The sequence below is a fragment of the Listeria ivanovii subsp. londoniensis genome (genome assembly GCF_000763495.1).
GTDB classification, from domain to species: domain Bacteria; phylum Bacillota; class Bacilli; order Lactobacillales; family Listeriaceae; genus Listeria; species Listeria londoniensis.
Genome location: NZ_CP009576.1, coordinates 381,682 through 400,298, shown reverse-complemented (window position 1 = coordinate 400,298; position 18,617 = coordinate 381,682). Strand labels below are relative to the sequence as shown.

16 protein-coding genes and 1 riboswitch are annotated in these 18,617 nt (G+C 37.6%); of the genes, 6 read left to right on the top strand and 10 right to left on the bottom strand.

The features are described from left to right. Positions 1-20: 20 nt before the first annotated feature. From JL53_RS01945 to JL53_RS01915, 7 genes are all read right to left on the bottom strand, one after another. Positions 21-1,520, bottom strand: coding sequence for a S1C family serine protease (locus tag JL53_RS01945; RefSeq protein ID WP_038406590.1), 1,500 nt, complete (start codon positions 1,518-1,520; stop codon positions 21-23). Between the two features lie 96 nt (positions 1,521-1,616). Further along, the gene (locus JL53_RS01940) at positions 1,617-2,447 is read right to left on the bottom strand and encodes an MBL fold metallo-hydrolase (RefSeq protein WP_038406589.1); all 831 of its coding nucleotides are present in this window, start codon (positions 2,445-2,447) and stop codon (positions 1,617-1,619) included. 118 nt (positions 2,448-2,565) lie between these two features. Further along, a complete protein-coding gene (locus JL53_RS01935; protein WP_038406588.1) occupies positions 2,566-3,405 on the bottom strand; it encodes a two-component system regulatory protein YycI in 840 nt (279 codons plus the stop codon). Further along, positions 3,405-4,724, bottom strand: a complete 1,320-nt coding sequence (gene yycH, locus JL53_RS01930; protein WP_077916397.1) for a two-component system activity regulator YycH — start codon at positions 4,722-4,724, stop codon at positions 3,405-3,407. Before yycH ends, JL53_RS01935 begins: the two co-directional genes overlap by 1 nt. After that, positions 4,721-6,553: a cell wall metabolism sensor histidine kinase WalK gene (gene walK / locus JL53_RS01925; protein ID WP_003718392.1), complete on the bottom strand. Its 1,833-nt coding sequence runs from the start codon at positions 6,551-6,553 to the stop codon at positions 4,721-4,723. Before walK ends, yycH begins: the two co-directional genes overlap by 4 nt. 186 nt (positions 6,554-6,739) lie before the next feature. Continuing rightward, the gene (yycF, locus tag JL53_RS01920; RefSeq protein ID WP_038406587.1) at positions 6,740-7,453 is read right to left on the bottom strand and encodes a response regulator YycF; all 714 of its coding nucleotides are present in this window, start codon (positions 7,451-7,453) and stop codon (positions 6,740-6,742) included. Positions 7,454-7,660: 207 nt separating this feature from the next. Further along, positions 7,661-8,842 (bottom strand): pyridoxal phosphate-dependent aminotransferase, encoded by a 1,182-nt coding sequence (locus JL53_RS01915; protein ID WP_003718389.1) that lies wholly within the window; start codon positions 8,840-8,842, stop codon positions 7,661-7,663. Between the two features lie 150 nt (positions 8,843-8,992). Continuing rightward, a riboswitch (SAM riboswitch) is annotated at positions 8,993-9,110 on the top strand. Between the two features lie 109 nt (positions 9,111-9,219). Here JL53_RS01915 and JL53_RS01910 point away from each other — a divergent pair. From JL53_RS01910 to JL53_RS01890, 5 genes are all read left to right on the top strand, one after another. Next, entirely contained in the window at positions 9,220-10,041 is an 822-nt protein-coding gene (locus JL53_RS01910; protein ID WP_003718388.1) for a MetQ/NlpA family ABC transporter substrate-binding protein, read from the top strand. 14 nt (positions 10,042-10,055) lie between these two features. Continuing rightward, positions 10,056-11,072, top strand: a complete 1,017-nt coding sequence (locus JL53_RS01905; protein WP_003718387.1) for a methionine ABC transporter ATP-binding protein — start codon at positions 10,056-10,058, stop codon at positions 11,070-11,072. Beyond that, the gene (locus JL53_RS01900; RefSeq protein WP_038406586.1) at positions 11,069-11,731 is read left to right on the top strand and encodes a methionine ABC transporter permease; all 663 of its coding nucleotides are present in this window, start codon (positions 11,069-11,071) and stop codon (positions 11,729-11,731) included. The genes JL53_RS01905 and JL53_RS01900 overlap by 4 nt, the downstream gene beginning before the upstream one ends. Before the next feature lie 95 nt (positions 11,732-11,826). After that, on the top strand, positions 11,827-12,606 hold the full coding sequence (locus JL53_RS01895; protein ID WP_038406585.1) for a carbon-nitrogen family hydrolase: 780 nt from the start codon (positions 11,827-11,829) through the stop codon (positions 12,604-12,606). A gap of 59 nt (positions 12,607-12,665) precedes the next feature. Next, positions 12,666-13,340 (top strand): Crp/Fnr family transcriptional regulator, encoded by a 675-nt coding sequence (locus JL53_RS01890; RefSeq protein ID WP_038406584.1) that lies wholly within the window; start codon positions 12,666-12,668, stop codon positions 13,338-13,340. A gap of 42 nt (positions 13,341-13,382) precedes the next feature. Here the strand turns inward: JL53_RS01890 and nrdG are convergent, their stop codons facing one another. Continuing rightward, on the bottom strand, positions 13,383-13,934 hold the full coding sequence (gene nrdG / locus JL53_RS01885; RefSeq protein ID WP_038406583.1) for an anaerobic ribonucleoside-triphosphate reductase activating protein: 552 nt from the start codon (positions 13,932-13,934) through the stop codon (positions 13,383-13,385). Further along, complete coding sequence (gene nrdD / locus JL53_RS01880) at positions 13,927-16,077, bottom strand: anaerobic ribonucleoside-triphosphate reductase (RefSeq protein ID WP_038406582.1); 2,151 nt, start codon at positions 16,075-16,077, stop codon at positions 13,927-13,929. Before nrdD ends, nrdG begins: the two co-directional genes overlap by 8 nt. Before the next feature lie 291 nt (positions 16,078-16,368). Between nrdD and JL53_RS01875 the strand changes: the two genes are divergently transcribed. Then, positions 16,369-17,469 carry an oligosaccharide ABC transporter ATP-binding protein MsmX gene (locus tag JL53_RS01875; RefSeq protein ID WP_038406581.1) on the top strand — a complete coding sequence of 367 codons (1,101 nt, stop codon included), beginning with the start codon at positions 16,369-16,371 and terminating at the stop codon, positions 17,467-17,469. A gap of 44 nt (positions 17,470-17,513) precedes the next feature. Here the strand turns inward: JL53_RS01875 and JL53_RS01870 are convergent, their stop codons facing one another. Then, entirely contained in the window at positions 17,514-18,485 is a 972-nt protein-coding gene (locus JL53_RS01870) for a Gfo/Idh/MocA family protein (RefSeq protein WP_003718380.1), read from the bottom strand. Positions 18,486-18,617 lie beyond the last annotated feature (132 nt).

Genomic DNA, 18,617 nt, shown 5'->3' with positions numbered 1-18,617 from the left:
AGAGAATGGCTTTTCATTCATCATGTAGTTGTTTTTGCTGCTTCTAATTGAATATCTGATGTTTTTTCTTTTCCATCACGGTAGTATTTCACCTTGACTTTATCACCAATTTTTACATCATTGCCATATAAGATTTTGCGTAATGTCATGGAATTTGTTACTTTTTCACCGTTTAGCTCAACAATAACATCATATTGTTTTAGTCCTGCTTTATCAGCTGCAGAGCCAGATACGACTTGTTGAACCATTGCGCCATAATCAACGCTGTCTGGTAATTTCAAGATATTTTTTTGTTGTGTTTCTGGAATAGTATCCACATCACGTAAGGAAACGCCAAGTGATGGACGTTCTACTTCACCTTTTGTTTCTAATTGTTCGATGATTGGTTCTACTGTGTTACTTGGAATCGCAAAGCTAATACCTTCTACATTTTCCATTGAAATTTTCATGGAATTAATCCCAATTACTTGTCCTTCGATATTAATTAAAGCTCCACCACTGTTACCTGGGTTGATTGCTGCGTCTGTTTGGATAACGTCTGCTTCCCAGTCTTCTGTTCCATCACCATTTGTATCCACTGGTACCGCGCGATTTAAGCCGGAAATGATACCTTGTGTCACGGAGCCAGAAAATTCTGTTCCAAGCGGACTACCTATGGCAATTGCTGGTTCCCCTAATTTTAATGCATCAGAGTCGCCAAATGCTGCAACTGTACTTACATTTTTATCATCAATTTCAAGAACAGCTAAATCATTCCATTCGTCTGTTCCAAGTAATTTTGCTTCTGATTTTTTACCGTTTGTGAAAGTTACTTCTAATTTATTAGCATCAGCAACTACGTGATTGTTTGTTACGATATATGCTTTACCATTAGCCTTTTTATAAATCACGCCTGAGCCAGATGAAGCTTCTTTTTCCGAAGTAGTTGTTCCATCAAGAGATGAAGACGATTGGTAATTTAATACACTCACTACCGCATCTTGAACTTTGTCTACTGCTTTAGTCACATCTGAAGTCGTATTAACGGTTACTTTTTCCACTTTTCCGGATTTATTTTCGGTTGTATTATTTGTTGTGTCTGCGTTATCACCGCTGTTCCAACCAACAAAGAAAATAATTAATCCGCCAATTATAACTCCGATAAGCGCTGTTAAAAAATATCCCACAAAATGTTTTCCGCGTTTTGGTGGCTGTCCATTCCCGTTACCACTTCCGCTCGGTGTTACACGATTAGGAGGTACTCCCCCGCCAGCATTTCCTGCACGTCTTGGTCCTGGTGCTGGTCTGGTAGGTTCCTTACTTGCTTCTTCAAAAAATGCATGTGTAGAGCTTGCTTCAGCTGCTTCTTCTGTCGCGCCAGCAAATTTTTCTCCTTCTGGTGTCACACCTTCCACGATAGGAGATTCTTGGACTGGCTGCGGGTTCTCAGCTGTATGTAAGGTATCCTCGACCTCTTTTTTTGGCGTGCTCTCATTTTCTGTGTTTTCATTTAACTCTTTCTCTTTCTCTTTCTCGTCCATGTCTTCCTTCCTCTCTGCAAAATTCGCATTTATATACTTCATAGTAACCCACAAATATGAAAAAACGATGAAAAAACTTTAACAAATTAGTGAAACTTAAATGGTGAAGATAGGGGTAGCATTTTCTGGGTCAGTATCAAAAATTTCCAGTTTTCCGCCGACATCAATTCCTTCTGCCATCAATGTCTGAGTTACGCTCATTCTTGCAAGTTCTTTCATATTGTTGTCTTTACTAAGATGCCCTAAATAAATTCGTTTCGTTTGATCAGTAATGACTTCGCTCATCGCGATTGCCGCATCCTCATTACTCACATGGCCCTCATCTCCAAGAATTCTACGTTTCACATTCCAAGGATAGCGTCCCATTCGAAGCATTTCTACATCATGATTGCTTTCAAAAAGATAAGCATCAGCTCCTGCAATATGTCCTTTCATGCGATCACTTACATATCCTGTGTCAGTTATCATTACGAACTTTTTATTCCCTTTATGAAATATGTAAAACATCGGCTCAATCGCGTCATGCGATACACCAAAGGATTCTACTTGCATACTGCCAAAAGATTTTACTGTTTCCATGTCAAATTGGAATTTTTGATCAGACGACACTTCTCCAATCATATTATCCATTGCTTTCCATGTTTTTGCATTTGCATAAATCGGTAATTTATATTTACGAGCAAGTACGCCCAAACCTTTAATATGATCGGAATGTTCGTGCGTAATTAGAATCGCATCTAAATCGCTCATATCTCTACCAACTTGCGCAAACAATCCTTCCATTTTCTTCCCACTCAAACCGCAGTCCACGAGAATTTTTTGGTCGCCTGTTTCTACAAGTGTGGCATTGCCTGAGCTTCCACTGGCTAATATGCTAAATCGGATTTGTTCCGTGTCTTTTTCAGTTAGAATTTTATTTGCGAACATTTTTTATCCCCCTAAAGGCTTATATACCTTTCATTGTAACGCTAAATCGGCAAAATTGCATGTGCGGTCACTTGAAAAAATCAACCTAATCTTGCTTGCGATTAGGTTGACTACTATTTTATTTTACTTTTTGACGGCTGGATAATTCACTTCCTGGCGCTGTCGTGGTTTGGTTCTCTGATTGATTAATTACTTGCTCGTCTTTTGCATTGACTAAGACATAGCTTGTAGTGTCTGCATGTTCCACTTCAAAACACCAAACGGGGAAGTAAACATTGCCTGATGGTAGTTGAACAGTCGTGTAATAGCCAAATGTTGCAGAAACCACATCACTATCTTGCTTTAATTCACCATGTTGATAAACTGCTTCTAAAGCATCTGCTGCCGACATCAAGTTTGTTTTTTCTTTTAAATCGTCTTGTTTAGTCATCCAAGTTTGTTCATATGAAACTACCTGATCATCATTATCTAAATAGAATGTGATTTGTCCTGCTTCGTCAAAAAGCACCATATTATTGTTGATTAATTGATTAAAAGTTAACGTGTTAGCTTCTTTATCGTAGTTCCAAAACTTATATGATTCGCCACGGTATACTTCTGTCTCCATAAATTTTTTCAATTCGGTGTTATTCCCTTTTTTCCCAGCTTTTACTGGAGTTTGTAAAATAGAATAAATTTCTTTGTTGTTATCTTTTAATGTGATAGCTTGCCCGGTTAAATCACTAACATCTTTCGTAGTAAATGCAGCGCGTTCGGTCGTGAAAATGGCGCCACTAGTTGGTTTATTTGAAAGGTCAGGATACATTATATTATCTGCTTTCAACCGTTCCTCTAGCGTCTCGTTGCCGAGCGTATCTGGATCATCTGATAATTGTTTGTTGAAATAAATTACTGCTAAAAATACATTTAAAATAAGTAGCGTAACAATAAAAATCAATTGTGTTTTTCGCCAATCCATTATTGTTCACCCGCCTTGTCTGACTGGAAGAGGAACCATTTATTATGGTATTTATATAACCAAGTCGGTTCTAAAGTCACGATACGATTCATACCTGAAGATTCACTTCTCGTCATGTGGTAACCAGGGACGATATCCTGAATATCCTCAGTTCTCACATTAGGATTATTGGATAGCTCTTCATAAACCTTATAGGAAGATGGTAATGTTTCTTCTTTTTTCTCCCCAGGAACATCCGTATCCAAGCGGAAAAATGGTCGTATATACTTGTACACCGCTTCAATTCCTTCTGTGACCGAGATATCTGCCATGCCATTTTCATTATAAACTTGAAAATTATCTACAAACAAACTAAAATTGGTTGTCCCACTATCGCCGTTATATCCAGTGAAATAATACGATCCATCGCCAGTCCACCCAGCATGATCATTAATAAAATTAAAGCTATCTTGAATTAACCCCGCTCGTTTCACACTACTTAGGTCTTCTGGATTGGTTCTTTCTTGAGATGGATTAACATACTCTAATACTTTATTTTCTGTATCCATTTCAATAACGCTCGATCCATCTGTATACGTATTCCCTTCACTTTTGACCGTACCAGAATCTTGGAAAAGTGCTGCTGTAAACTGATTTATTTCTAGTGAGTCAATGATATATTTTTTGCGATTGAGCTTGGTTTCATCCGAACTAAGGAAGAGATTACGCTTGTTTAAAATCAACTTGTCATTTTCTGTTAATTTACTTTCATTTGTTTTAACAATTTTTTCGATTTTATCGATATCTTTATTTTGAAGTGAACTTTGGTATATATTATCTTGATCGTCGTTGGCGAAATAAACCGAGTGGAGTCCAGTGTCTGTGTTATTGACGTCAAAAATTATCCGGTTGAAGAAAGCTGATTCTAATCCTTCTCCTTCTACTTGAAAAATTTGAGCGAAAATAGAAAACGGAATATTGTTTGGATACACGATTTCAATGGTGCCATTTTTATGAATTAATTTCTCGTATTCTTCATTGTTCTTTTTGTTTGCAAGTACTACTTCTGAGAAACTAAATGATTTCCCTTGTGCGATTAATTCGTTAAGCAAATCCGCGTTTAAACTCTGGTAATTTTTTCCATTTGCGTTAACAGCTAGTTTATATGGTCGGAACACTTGTGATGTAGTCATAGTTTTATCAATGGTTGTTTTTTCTATTTCCTTAACGTTAATCGCTTCATAATCAGGCTGTCCCTTCCAAATCAAGTAACTTAGGACTACGCTGAGTATAACTAAAATGGTTAATACAAACGAACGAAAGCCTGTTTTTTTCATCATTCCCAATCATCCTCCGGTAAGTCACTGTATGGCAGGGTAAATTTAATAATGGTCCCTTTAGTTTTATTGCGTTCTGCCCAAATTCGGCCACCATGTGCTTCGATAACTTCGCGAGCAATGGCAAGCCCTAACCCTGTTCCACCCATTTCCCTTGAGCGAGCTTTATCTACACGGAAAAAGCGATCGAATATCGTTGCTAAATCTTCTTCTGGTACACCAAGGCCTTCGTCCGCAATACTAACTTCAATTTCATTTTCATATTTTTTCAAGTAGAAGGAGATTCTACCGCCGTCTGGTGAATATTTATTCGCATTTGAAATGATGTTATCTAACACTTGCATTACTTTGTCTTCATCGATTTCAATAATAACAGGCTCTTTTGGAATATGACGTTTAAACATGATTGTTTCATTTTTCATCATTTCAAAACGATCAATAATATGATTGAAGAAATCAGTGAAATTCACGAAACTCTTCTCTAAACGTTCTCTGCCACCGTCCATTCTTGACAGTTTTAATAAATCGTTTACTAGACGAATCATCCGCTCTGTTTCATTTTGCGTTACTTCAAGGAAGCGTGGAGCGATTTCTTTATCTTCCCATGCCCCATCGCTTAATGCTTCTAAATAACTGTGCATACTAGTAAGTGGCGTTCTAAGTTCATGGGAAACATTAGAAACAAAATCACGGCGTTCTTGGTCGACCTTTTCTTGGTCAGTAATATCATGTAAAACGGCAATAACACCATTATTAAATCCTGTTTCACGTTGGATAACAGAGAAATTAGCACGGAGGATATATGGTTTGTCCGACGTGCTTCGGTCCATTGTGAGGGATCCATCGACTTCCATTAAATCCTCAAATTGAAATTTATCGCCAATATCTAACACATCGATAATTGAGCGACCATTCGCACTCTCATGTTTGGCGCGTAGCATTTTTTCTGCAGGCGTGTTGATTAGAATAACTTTACCACGACGGTCTGTAGCGATAACTCCATCTGTCATGTAAGCTAGCACAGATGATAATTTACGCCGTTCGCCTTCTGTCATTGCTTGTGCTTCTTGTACTCGTTTAGTTAAGGTGTTAAAAGAATCCGCTAACTCACCAATTTCATCGACACCATACACTTTTACTTTGCGGCTATAATTCCCGCGTGCCATTGCATAGGCTTGCCGTTTCATTTCAATGATTGGTTTTGTAATAGTTCGCGAAAGCAAAATACCTAGAACAGCTGTAATAATCATCGCAATTAGTGTCCCGGTAATGAAGATATTTGTAATATCATCTACTTGTTTGTAGACACTTTCAATATCTGCGACAAGATAAATAGCCCCAATTACTTCGCCTTTGTTTTTGATTGAGGAAACATTCACCCAGACACGATTATTTTTATTAGACTCGTCTTTATAGATTTTATCTTCCGAGCTTGTGCCAAGTGATAGCGTACGTTTTACAAGTGGATCATTGCTTTTTTGCCCAACGATTCCTTGGTTATTTAAATTAGATGTACCGAGAATTTTCCCTTTGTTATCTACTATTCTAACTTCGATAATATTGCTACTTGCACGCGAATAGTCAACGAGTAGTTCGCGAATATCATTCTGTAACTTTACGGTATTATCGCTATTTTTCAGAATTTCTTCCCGCGCATTATAATCAAGTAAAGTAATACTATTTGTAATCGAATCTTGAAAATTTTTCTCCAGTTGTCCTTCCAATTCACGAACAAAATAAGCACCAATTACTTGCATTGCCACAATAATCAGAAGCAAATACATAATAACTAACTTAAATTGTACGGATTGAAAAAATCTCATTTTATGCATAAGTCTTTCTACTCCTATTCGGGGTAATATATTTAAATTAGTATACCATATGTTCCAGGGAAGACGTACGATTTTTAGTATTAATTAGGTCGATTTAATTATTAAATAAACACCAACTAATCGAATATACCCAAAAAAGCGATCACCGAAGTTTTAACACTTCGATAACCGCTTACGAATACATTCTTATTCTTGTTCAGGGTTACGTAAATAATAACCCACGCCGCGTCTTGTTACTAACCACGCTGGATGGCTTGGATTGTCTTCAATTTTTTCACGTAAACGACGAACGGTAACGTCTACAGTACGAACATCACCAAAGTAATCATAGCCCCAAACTGTTTGGAGTAAATGTTCTCTCGTCATTACTTGGCCCATATGCTTTGCTAAATAATGAAGCAATTCAAATTCACGATGCGTAAGTTCAATTGTTTCACCACGTTTAGAAGCAACGTATGCATCAGGATGAATAATTAATGAACCTATTTCTAGCTCACTATTTCCTTCTTCCTCTGCCGCACTAGAGCTCACTTGACTGTGACGACGCAGATTAGCTTTCACTCGGGCAATTAATTCACGATTACTGAAAGGTTTCGTTACATAATCATCTGCACCAAGTTCTAGACCGATAACTTTATCAATCTCCGAGTCTTTTGCTGTGACCATAATAATTGGCATATCATATTTTTTACGAACTTCACGACATACCTCAATACCATCACGACCTGGAAGCATAATATCTAGTAAAATCAAGTCTGGTTGGACTTCCTCAACTAGTTCTAATGCTTCATCGCCATCATAGGCGCAATATACATCAAATCCTTCTTTATTTAGATTAAATTTAACTATATCCGCAATCGGTTTTTCATCATCTACTACAAGGATTTTCTTTTCTGCCATTAGTTTACAGTCCTCTCATTCATGGATTTTGCCGGTTTTTACCGGGACAGATAGTTTGGTTTCATGCATATTTTTCAAAGTAATTATGTTCATGTCAGTGAGTCTTTTTTAAACCATCACAAATAAGAAATAGACTCACTTAATCAAGTATAACACATACGGTTAATTATCTGAATTATTACAGGCTATTTTCTCTGTTTGCCCTTTTTAACTTTGTGGAACTTTATCAAAAAGGTGTAATTTGGAAATTCGAGCAACTGCCTCTTCTAAACGGGCTTCTTCCATTAATAACCCCACTCGAACATATCCCTCGCCAAATTCCCCAAAACCGCTACCATCTGCAACCGCAACGTTCACTTCTTCTAATAAATAGTCCGCAAAACGACTGCTAGTAAACCCTTCTGGAACAGGCATCCATGCAAAAAATGAACCTGCTGGAGCAACTGCTTCCCAGCCAATTCTTTCACAAGCAATAATAAAAGCATTTCGCCTTTTTTCATAACGATTATTCAATTCGTTGACGCATGTTTGGTCGCCGGTTAGAGCTTCGATTGCAGCATCTTGAATTCCCGGGAATAAACTAACATACATATGATCTTGAATAAGGTTGATTGCTTCGATAACGTTTTTATTTCCGACTGCAAAACCAACTCGCCATCCTGCCATATTGTATGTTTTTGAAAGTGTATATAATTCAATTCCAACTTCTTTGGCACCGGGTGTTTGCAGGAAACTAATTGGTTTTTTACCATCAAAACCAATTCCACCATAAGCAAAATCGTGAGCAACGGTTATATTGTTTTCTTTAGCGAAGGCGACTGTTTCTTCAAAGAAATCTGCTGTTGCAATCGCGCCAGTTGGATTATTAGGATAGTTTAAATACATTAATTCCGCTTTTTCAGCAACATCTGTAGGAATTTTAGTAAAATCTGGCAAAAAGTTATTTTCCGCAATGAGTGGCATTGTTTCAAATTGCACTTCTCCTAACACGACACCAGACAAGTAATCAGGATAACCTGGATCTGGTAAAAGCATAACATCACCAGGGTCCATGATGCACATTGGTAACTCGACTAAGCCCGTTTTCGTTCCAAATAAAATCGCTACTTCGGTTGCAGGATCAATCGTTACATCATATTCACGTGCATAAAAATCTGCCGCCGCTTTTTTTAATTCATGTTTTCCGCGAAATAAAGAATACTTGTGATTACCGGGTTTTTCAGAAGCAGTTTTAAGTGCCTCTACAATATGCGCAGGTGTCGGCTGATCTGGATTTCCTTGACCTAAGTTAATAACATCATGACCTGTCGCTACTTTCTTGCCCACTTTTTCCACTAAACTAGAAAAAAACTGATCTGGTAAGTTTTGCAAGCGTTTGGAAATTTTCATTTTACACCCGTCCTTTACAAGTTTCATTGATTAAAATAGTAAAGTTTTCTGAAGTATTTGTCCAGTCCAATTTTTAAAAACAGAAAAAACCATTGACAAATTACAGCAAAATGCGTATATTTTTAACTAACAGGTTTTTCTAAATATTTTCTCTTATCGAGAGCGGCAGAGGGACTGGCCCGATGAAGCCCGGCAACCTAACTTTATTTAAGCGTAAAGTGAAGGTGCTAATTCCAGCAAAACGTTTTTTCGTTTTGGTAGATAAGAGGAGCTGGATATGTTCGACTTTCCACTTCTCTATTCTAAATAGAGAAGTTTTTTTATTGCTTTTATGAATAAATCTGGATAAATCATCAACATACTAGGGAGGAAAAAAGATGAAAAAATTAACAAAAGGGTTAGGAATTTTACTCGCATCAAGTCTCGTTTTAGGATTAGCAGCTTGTGGAGGCGGAAACGATGATAAAGCCTTAAGCACGAAAGAAATAACGATTGGAACAACCGCTGGACCACACCAACAAATCGCTGAAGAAGTTCAAAAATTAGCGAAAAAAGATGGACTAGAAATCAAAATCAAAACATTTGATGATTATAATACACCAAATACAGCTTTAAATGATGGTGACTTGGATGCTAACAACTATCAAACAATTCCTTTTTTAGAGCAACAAAAGAAAGATAAAGGATACAAACTAGATGTCGCTTTTAAAACAGTTGCCTTCCCAATGGGTATTTACTCCAACGACATTAAAGATTTAAAAGAACTGAAAAAAGGCGACAAAATTGCCGTTCCAAATGATCCTAGTAACGAATATCGAGGTCTAAAATTATTTGAAGACGCTGGTATTATTAAACTAAAAGACGGCGTGGAGGAAAAAGCAACAAAAAAAGATATTGCCGAAAATCCATTAGATCTTGAAATTGTTGAACTAGAAGCTTCTCAAATCCCTGCGCAATTGGATGAAGTGGCAGCTGCTGCTATCAATACTAACTTTGCAATGGGCGCTGGACTTTCTATTAATAAAGACGCCATTTACCATGAACCAACGAAAGACAATCCATATCCAAATGTCTTTGTTGTCCGTACTGAAAACAAAGACGATGAAGTTGTAAAAACATTAGAAAAATATTACCATTCTGATGATGTAAAAGAATTTATTGAAAAAGAATTTAATGGGTCTGTAGTACCTGCATTCTAGGGAGTTGTTTTAATTTGATTGAACTACATCAAGTATCAAAGACATTTAACGTTAATGGAAAAACAGTAGAAGCCGTCAAAAATGTATCTATCAAGGTCGAAAAAGGAGAAATTTTCGGCGTCGTTGGTTATAGTGGCGCTGGTAAAAGCACCCTCGTTCGTTGTATCAATCTACTTGAACGCCCAGACGCGGGCCAAGTTTTGATTGATGGCAAGAATCTGTCTACCCTTTCAAGTAAAGAACTGCGCGTGGCTCGTCGCAAAATTGGGATGATTTTCCAAGGATATAATCTGCTCAAAACGGCTACCGTCTATGATAATATTGCTAAACCGCTCCAACTGGAAGGTGTACCAAAAGCGGAAATCGAGACACGTGTGAACAAATATTTATCGATTGTTGGCTTAGAGGATAAGAGAAATAACTATCCAAGCCAACTTTCTGGCGGTCAAAAACAGCGTGTGGCTATTGCTCGCGCGCTTGCACATGAGCCAGAAATTTTGCTTAGCGATGAAGCAACAAGTGCACTTGATCCGGAAACGACCGAAGCGATTTTACAACTATTACTTAAAATTAACGCTGAACTAGGCATCACGATTTTCTTAATTACACATGAGCTTGATGTAATTCAACGCATTTGTGACCGTGTTGCCGTTATGGAAAATGGGCATTTGGTTGAACAAGGGACTGTTCTAGATATATTTACTAAAGCTAAACATACAACTACTAAACGTTTTGTTGGCTCTGAGGCAAGTTTTGATATTCCTCAAGATTTATTAGAACGGTATATCGCTACTGGAAAGCTTGTTTCACTTCATTTTATTGGGGACGAAGCTGATGAACCCGCACTTGCACTTGTTTCGCGCAAATTTGATGTTTTGCCTAGCATTTTAGCTGGCGGAATTGATCATTTAAAAAATGGCACACTTGGAAAACTGCTTGTTCATTTAAAAGGGGACGAAGTAGAATACAGTAAGGCAATTGCTTATTTAAAAGAATCTGGTGTTGTTGTTGAGGAGGTCGAGTTACTATGAGTTCATTTTTTGAAGAATGGGGACCGATTCTCTGGCAAGGATTTTTAGAAACTTTGACAATGACTGGGATTACGCTTGTTATTGCCTTAGCTATTGGTCTACCTCTTGGCGTATTCTTAATTTTAACGCGTAAAGGGGGGCAATCTGAAAATCTAGTTGTCTATAGTGTTTTGAACTGGGTTATCAATATTTTACGTTCATTACCTTTTATCATTCTATTATTCTTAATGATTCCAGTAACACGTGCTGTTGTTGGAACTACTATTGGGATTCAAGGCGTGATTATGCCACTTGTTGTATTTACAGCACCTTATATTGCACGTTTAATGGAGTCCGCCCTACTTGAAGTAGATAAAGGGGTTATCGAAGCATATCAAGCAATGGGAATCTCCACGCCAAAAATCATCTGGAGTGTTGTTATTCGTGAAGCACGGTCTGGTATCGTACTAGGCCTAACTATCGCTACGATTGGTTTGATTGGCGCAACAGCAATGGCCGGGCTCGTTGGTGCTGGCGGTCTAGGAACAATCGCCTACCAATATGGCTTCCAACGCTTCGAACCTACCGTTATGTACACAACCATTATTATATTGATTATTATGGTTCAGGCATTACAATCGTTTGGTAATTTCTTATCAAGACGTCTAAAAAAGGATTAATTCCATACTTAAGCTTGGTGAAAAGTGGTCAAAATAGACCTATCACCAAGCTTATGTTATTTTAAAAGAAAAAGGGGAAAAGGGAGCGAAAGAACATGTGGAAGTTGGCATTATGTCAAACGGATGTGGCTTTTAAATATCCAGATGCAAATTATGCACGAATGGAAAAAGCTATTGTCGAAGCAGCAAAAAATGGGGCCGATGTTGCAGTTTTACCTGAAATGTGGAATACCGGCTATGCCTTAAACGAATTATCCGGTCTTGCCGATTTAAATGGGGAGCGCACAAAAGAATTTTTAGCAAACCTAGCTGAAAAACATCAAATTGCCATCATTGGTGGTTCAGTAGCGATTTCAGAAGGAAGTAAATTTTCAAATACGATGTACGCATTTGATCGTTATGGTGGTTTATTATCTTCTTATAAAAAGGTTCACTTATTCCAACTGATGAATGAGCATTTATTTATAGAAGCTGGTAATGATACCAATTTATTCAGACTAAATGATGTTTCTTGCGCTGGTTTTATATGTTATGACATCCGTTTTCCTGAATGGATACGGAAACATACTTCTGAAGGATCAGAAGTATTATTTATTTCTGCTCAGTGGCCGGCAGAACGAATTACCCAATGGAAACAGCTATTAATCGCACGGGCTATTGAAAATCAAGCTTTTGTCGTTGCTGTAAACCGTATAGGTGATGATCCACAAAATCATTTCAATGGTCACTCACTTGTTATTGATCCACTTGGAAATGTGGTTGCTCAAGCAGGAGAAGGAGAAGAAAATCTCTATGCCGAAATCGACTTAAGCCTTGTCGCTGAAACTAGAGGCATTATTCCTATTTTCACAGATAGACGTCCTGAGTTATACTAGAAAAGGAAAACTTGTTACACATTCTTAGTAAGACAAATAAAATGCAAGGAGCCCTCAAAATGAATACGCTATTTAATTATCTGGAATTCATCCAACTCTCTCAAAAAGGTAATATTAGTTTTGAAAAAATTACTATTCCTAACCGTACACAATTAATTGAAGAAGAAGGGCTTACCAAAGAACATGTTTATCTAATTATTGATGGATATGTTTCCATATCGTTAAGTCCAGATTCACCTAATATTTATACTATTTTAGGTAAAGGCTCATTTGTTAATTATTACAGTTTATTAGAAGAAAATATGCAAAAATTAACTTTCAAAACTATTTCAGAATGTGTGGTTTATAAATTTTCCTTTAAAGATTTAGAGTATTTCCTTTCCATGTTTCCTGAAAATTTCGGCTTTCAATTTTTCATAATGAAGGAGCTAACGAGGCATTCTTTTTTTAAAAGTCTGCTTAGTGATTGTATTCCAGCTGGGAAATTAGAGCTTTCTTTTGCTAATATTGCAAAATTCCACGGAACTCTGATGGAGCCAAATAGCGTGAAACTTCCTAAAGAATTACGGACAAAAATTGTCGCTGCATATAGCGGTCTTTCCAAGAGTAGTTTTTATAAACAACTTGCGCTTTTAACAGAGCAAGGTAAAATCGAGAAAGTAGATAATTGTTGGGTTATTCATAATAAAGAATTGTATAATTATGTGAAAAAAAGACCCCCTATCACTCAATGATAACAAAAGACGTTTTCTAGTTAGCCTAGAAAACGTCTTTTGTTATAGCTCATATAATATAACTTCTTGTTTGCTAAGTGATTTTTGTACATCAATAATTCGTTGGTTGCTAGAACCGCGGAATGCTAAGTTTGAATCGAATAGTTTTTGTTCAAAGCGGCCATCTACCAAGACATCTATTAAGGACAATAATTCTAGTTTGTCTGGGGTTTCTTGCATCATTTCATCCCAAGTGTAGCCTGTCCATGACCAAATATCTTTCGTATCCCCGTATGTCGCCCGGATTCGCTTAACAACGGAAAGACATGTAGCGGTATTTAAGAACGGTTCCCCACCAAGTAGAGTTAAACCTTGAACACTTTCATGTCCAATATCTTTCAGAATATCGTCTTCTAGTTCTTTCGTGTAAGGTTTGCCGTACTTAAAAGATTGTGCAGCTTTATTGTAGCAACCCTCGCAGTGGAAAGGGCATCCCGATACATACAAACTGCATCGTACCCCCTCTCCGTCCACAAAGTTAAATGCTTTATAGTCAGCGATATACCCTCTGGATAATTCGGTCGACTTCCATTCGCGCGGTTCGGGGTTATTCACCTAAATTCTCCATATGTTTTACTCGATTGCTAATTTCCACATGGCGTCCATGAACCATTGGACGCTTCATTGGATTACCTAAATAACCACATGTGCGTTTTACGACATCTGCTTTTTCAGGATCAGTATTTCCACAACTTGGACATTTAAACCCGTCCTCTGTCGGTACAAATTCTCCTTCAAAGTCACATTCATAGCATTTGTCGATTGGTGTATTTGTTCCAAGATAAGCTACGCGGTCATAGGAGTAATCCCACACAGCCTCTAGTGCTTTCGTATTGTGTACCATTTTCGGATACTCACAATAATGAATAAATCCACCTGAGCAAAATTCTGGATAATCTTTTTCAAAATCAATTTTTTCAAATGGTGTAATTTTTTTACGCACATCATAATGGAATGAGTTTTGATAATAATCTTTGTCGGTGATGTCTTTGATTACACCGTATTTTTCTTTGTCTAAACGATTAAAACGGTCTGTCAAACTTTCACTTGGAGTAGAGTAAACACTAAACCAATAGCCATACTCGTCTTTCCAGTTGTCTGCATAAGCTTTTAATTCTTTGACGATATCTAATGTAAAGTTTTTTGCCTCTCTATCCCCTTCCCATTCGCCACCATAAAATACAGTCGCTGCTTCATAAAGCCCGATGTAACCAATCGAAATGGTTGAACGTTCTTTATTGAAAAGTTGATCAACCTCTTCTCCGTCTTGTAGTCGTTTGCCAAATGCGCCATATTTGTATAAAATTGGTGCATTTTCTGGACGAGCTTGGCGCACACGGTTTAAACGGAAAAGTAGCGCATCTTTGACTGTTTTCATCCGGTCATGGAAAATTTCCCAGAAACGTTCTTTATCGCCACCACTTTGGATAGCAATCCGTGGAATATTAAGTGTTACTACACCAAGATTGTTTCTTCCAGCATTTACATGTTCTCCGTTTTCGTTAGTCCAAGCAGGTAAGAACGAACGACAACCCATCGGAACTTTAAAATCACCTGTTAAACGAACGAGTGAATCATAATTTAGTACATCTGGATACATCCGTTTAGAGGAGCATTCAAGTGCTAGTTGTTTAATATCGTAGTTTGGGTCCGCTGCATTCAGGTTGGTTCCACGACGAATCGAAAATACTAGTTTTGGAAAAATCGCTGTGTGTTTGTCTTTCCCAACCCCGCCAATTCGAACTTTTAAGATAGCCTTTTGGATTTCACGAGCAAACCAGTCTTTCCCAAGACCAAATCCAAGTGTAACAAATGGTGTTTGTCCGTTACTTGTATACAACGTGTTGATTTCGTATTCAAGACTTTGCATTGCATCATAAATATCTTTGCGCGTTTTTTCCTCTGCGTAGCCTTCTTGTTTTTCAGGGACAACCCATTCCGTTGCATCCTTTTTGTGTTTTTCAAAATTCAAGCGAGCATAGACGGATAATACTTCATCAATCCTATCTACTGAACAACCACCATACTGTGAGCTGGCAACATTGGCGATAATTTGAGCAATTTGTGCGGTCGCTGTTTGGATAGACTTCGGACTTTCTACATTGGCATTACCAATTGTAAATCCTTTCGATAACATGCCTTCGATATCAATTAAGCAGCAGTTGGTCATTGCGTGATACGGACTGTAATCTAAATCGTGAAAATGAATTTCTCCTTTTAGATGCGCATTAGATACATGTTTTGGCAGCATATATTTTAAGGCATAACTTTTGGCTACGGCGCCTGCTGTCAAATCTCGTTGGGTGTTAAATACTGTTGCATCTTTATTGGCATTTTCGTTGACGACTGTTTTGTCTTTTTGTAGTAATTTTTCTACGCTTTTGTGCATGTCTGTGATGTTCTCACGCTCATGGTCACGATCATGGCGATATTCTATGTAAGCCCTCGCAACATCTGGATACGTCGATTTCATTAAAGTGTTTTCAACGCTATTCTGGATCTCATCGATGGTCATATCTGCCTTGTTAGGTAATTCACTTACAACCTCAAGCAAAACCTCTTCTAAAAAGGATTCGTCTTCTAGATTAATTGCTTTCATAGATGCTTCAATCGCATTACGAATTTTAATCAAATCAAAACTTGCTTTACGACCGTCCCTTTTAATTACCATTTGTTCATTAAGTTGTTCCACGTACATGATAATCCCCCACTAACTATATATTGTGCCTGCTTTAATAATATAACACAAGATGAAGCTTTTTTAAATTAATAACCGGAGCTTTTTACGAAATGGGGCTAAAGAATTAATACGCTTGAAAAAAATTTCACATAAAAGGTCTTTTGTCGCCTTTACAACTTTTTATTTTTTTGGTAGTTAGGCATGTTGCCCAATAGTTGAAAATTTTCTTTGTGCAATTTGCCATAGTTTTTGTAAAGCGTTTTCATATACAATGAATACAAGTTAAAAAATAGAAAGAGGCGAAGTTAGTTGGCACAATTATCACTAGAACATATTTATAAAATATATGATAACAAAGTAACAGCAGTATCTGATTTTAATTTAGAAATCGACGACAAAGAATTTATCGTTTTCGTTGGTCCATCTGGTTGTGGTAAATCTACTACTTTACGTATGATTGCTGGACTAGAAGAAATTTCTAAAGGGGAATTATCCATTGATGGCAAAGTAATGAATAACGTTGCACCAAAAGACCGCGACATCGCAATGGTATTCCAAAACTATGCACTTTACCCACATATGACTGTATATGATAACATGGCTTTCGGCTTAAAATTACGTAAAATGCCAAAAGATGCTATTAAAGAACGTGTAGAACATGCAGCAAACATTCTTGGTCTAACAGAGTACTTAAAACGTAAACCAAGCGCACTTTCCGGTGGTCAACGTCAACGTGTTGCTTTAGGACGTGCAATCGTTCGTGATGCCAAAGTATTCTTAATGGATGAACCACTTTCCAACTTAGATGCAAAATTACGTGTGCAAATGCGCGCGGAAATCACTAAACTACATCAACAATTAGATACTACAATGATTTACGTTACCCATGACCAAACGGAAGCTATGACAATGGCTACTCGTATCGTTATTATGAAAGATGGTGTTATCCAACAAGTTGGTTCACCAAAACAAGTGTATGATCATCCAGTAAATATGTTCGTAGCCGGCTTTATTGGTAGTCCCGCAATGAACTTCTTCAAAGGTCGTTTAGAAGGTACCCACTTTATCGGTGATGATTTCACTATCGCTGTACCAGAAGGTAAATTGAAACTTCTTAAAGACAGAGGATTTGACGGCAAAGATATCGTTTTCGGCATTCGTCCTGAAGATATCCATGATGAGCCTATCGTAATTGAAGCAAACCCAGGTTATACGTTCAAAGCAACTACTATCGTTGCCGAACTTACTGGTGCTGAATTCATGCTTCACAGCCGTGTTGGTACGCACGAATTCGTTGCTCGTGTTGATGCTCGTTCTGAACACCAACCAAATGAAGTACTTACACTTGCATTTGAAATGTCTAAATCTCACTTTTTTGATCCAGAAACAGAAGATAATTTGACAGACTAAAATACTTATAAAAAGCCAGCCGGAATTTTTCCGGCTGGCTTTTCTTATTTTTCAAACGGAAACTTAATGCCCCACTTGGTTCGAACATTCGTCATAATCGCGATGACATCACGCGTTAACTCGGATGTTGGATTTTCTCCTGTAGAAATACTTTCTTCCATCGCAGTAATTTCGTATGCTAAAGCTTTATCCGTATCACCAGCAACAATTTCTTCCACTTTTCCTGTAGTCGTATTAGTCACAGTTGCACGGCTTGCACGCGGGTATTCATCCACAGTGATAAAGCCTTCTTCACAAGCAACAATTCCACGTTTTGGCACTTTTGCTCGGAAAGAAAGCGACACGACTGCGAGTTCTTCCTCTCTATTCTTCAGCAAAATACCAGATTGCTCATCGACACCCGTTTCGAATTTTTTCATCGTTGTTAGCACTTCATCTGGTGCTTCCGTTAAGAAATAGCGCGCGAAGCTTAATGCGTATGTCCCAATATCAAGAAGCGCTCCGCCTGCTAAGTCCATATTGTAAAAACGGTTGCTTGGATCTTTTTCTTTTGCGCTTCCGAATGCGACTTGGATAAGTTTTAATTTACCAATTTCGCCTGAATCAACAATTGCTCGTAATTTTTTATAAAGTGGCATGTGAAAAATCGTCATCGCTTCTTTAACAATTAAGCCTTTTTCTTTCGCAAGCGCATTTATTTCATCTAATTCGGCACTGCTCACCGTAATCGCTTTTTCTGCTAGCACATGCTTACCATTTTGCAAACTTTTCATAATATATTCATAGTGATTGGAGTGCGGCGTTGCAATATAAACCACATCGATCGCTGGTTCAGCAAGCATTTTATCAAAGTCATCGTAAACATTTTTAATATCATATTGTTTGGCAAACGCTTGACCTTTCTCCAAATTTCTAGCCCCTACTGCATAAATTTCACGGTCTAAGCCTTTCATTCCCTCTGCAAATTGGTGCGCAATCGATCCAGGACCAAGAATTGCCCAGTTAAGTTTATTCATTGTAAAACTCCTTAAATTTATATTTTCAAATAAGCTCAAAAGTTATAAAAATATGTATGAAACTATTGTATCATAATAACTATTCGCTTTCGCACATGGTATACTTAGGGTATTAACTAAAAAGGATGATTA

Bases quoted from the DNA above. Each gene is read 5' to 3' on its own strand.
- JL53_RS01945 (WP_038406590.1), bottom strand. From the start codon at position 1,520: ATGGACGAGAAAGAGAAAGAGAAAGAGTTAAATGAAAACACAGAAAAT.
- walK (WP_003718392.1), bottom strand. From the start codon at position 6,553: ATGCATAAAATGAGATTTTTTCAATCCGTACAATTTAAGTTAGTTATT.
- JL53_RS01915 (WP_003718389.1), bottom strand. From the start codon at position 8,842: ATGAAAATTTCCAAACGCTTGCAAAACTTACCAGATCAGTTTTTTTCT.
- JL53_RS01900 (WP_038406586.1), top strand. From the start codon at position 11,069: ATGAGTTCATTTTTTGAAGAATGGGGACCGATTCTCTGGCAAGGATTT.
- JL53_RS01910 (WP_003718388.1), top strand. From the start codon at position 9,220: ATGAAAAAATTAACAAAAGGGTTAGGAATTTTACTCGCATCAAGTCTC.
- nrdD (WP_038406582.1), bottom strand. From the start codon at position 16,077: ATGTACGTGGAACAACTTAATGAACAAATGGTAATTAAAAGGGACGGT.
- JL53_RS01940 (WP_038406589.1), bottom strand. From the start codon at position 2,447: ATGTTCGCAAATAAAATTCTAACTGAAAAAGACACGGAACAAATCCGA.
- yycF (WP_038406587.1), bottom strand. From the start codon at position 7,453: ATGGCAGAAAAGAAAATCCTTGTAGTAGATGATGAAAAACCGATTGCG.
- JL53_RS01895 (WP_038406585.1), top strand. From the start codon at position 11,827: ATGTGGAAGTTGGCATTATGTCAAACGGATGTGGCTTTTAAATATCCA.
- JL53_RS01935 (WP_038406588.1), bottom strand. From the start codon at position 3,405: ATGGATTGGCGAAAAACACAATTGATTTTTATTGTTACGCTACTTATT.
- JL53_RS01890 (WP_038406584.1), top strand. From the start codon at position 12,666: ATGAATACGCTATTTAATTATCTGGAATTCATCCAACTCTCTCAAAAA.
- JL53_RS01870 (WP_003718380.1), bottom strand. From the start codon at position 18,485: ATGAATAAACTTAACTGGGCAATTCTTGGTCCTGGATCGATTGCGCAC.
- yycH (WP_077916397.1), bottom strand. From the start codon at position 4,724: ATGATGAAAAAAACAGGCTTTCGTTCGTTTGTATTAACCATTTTAGTT.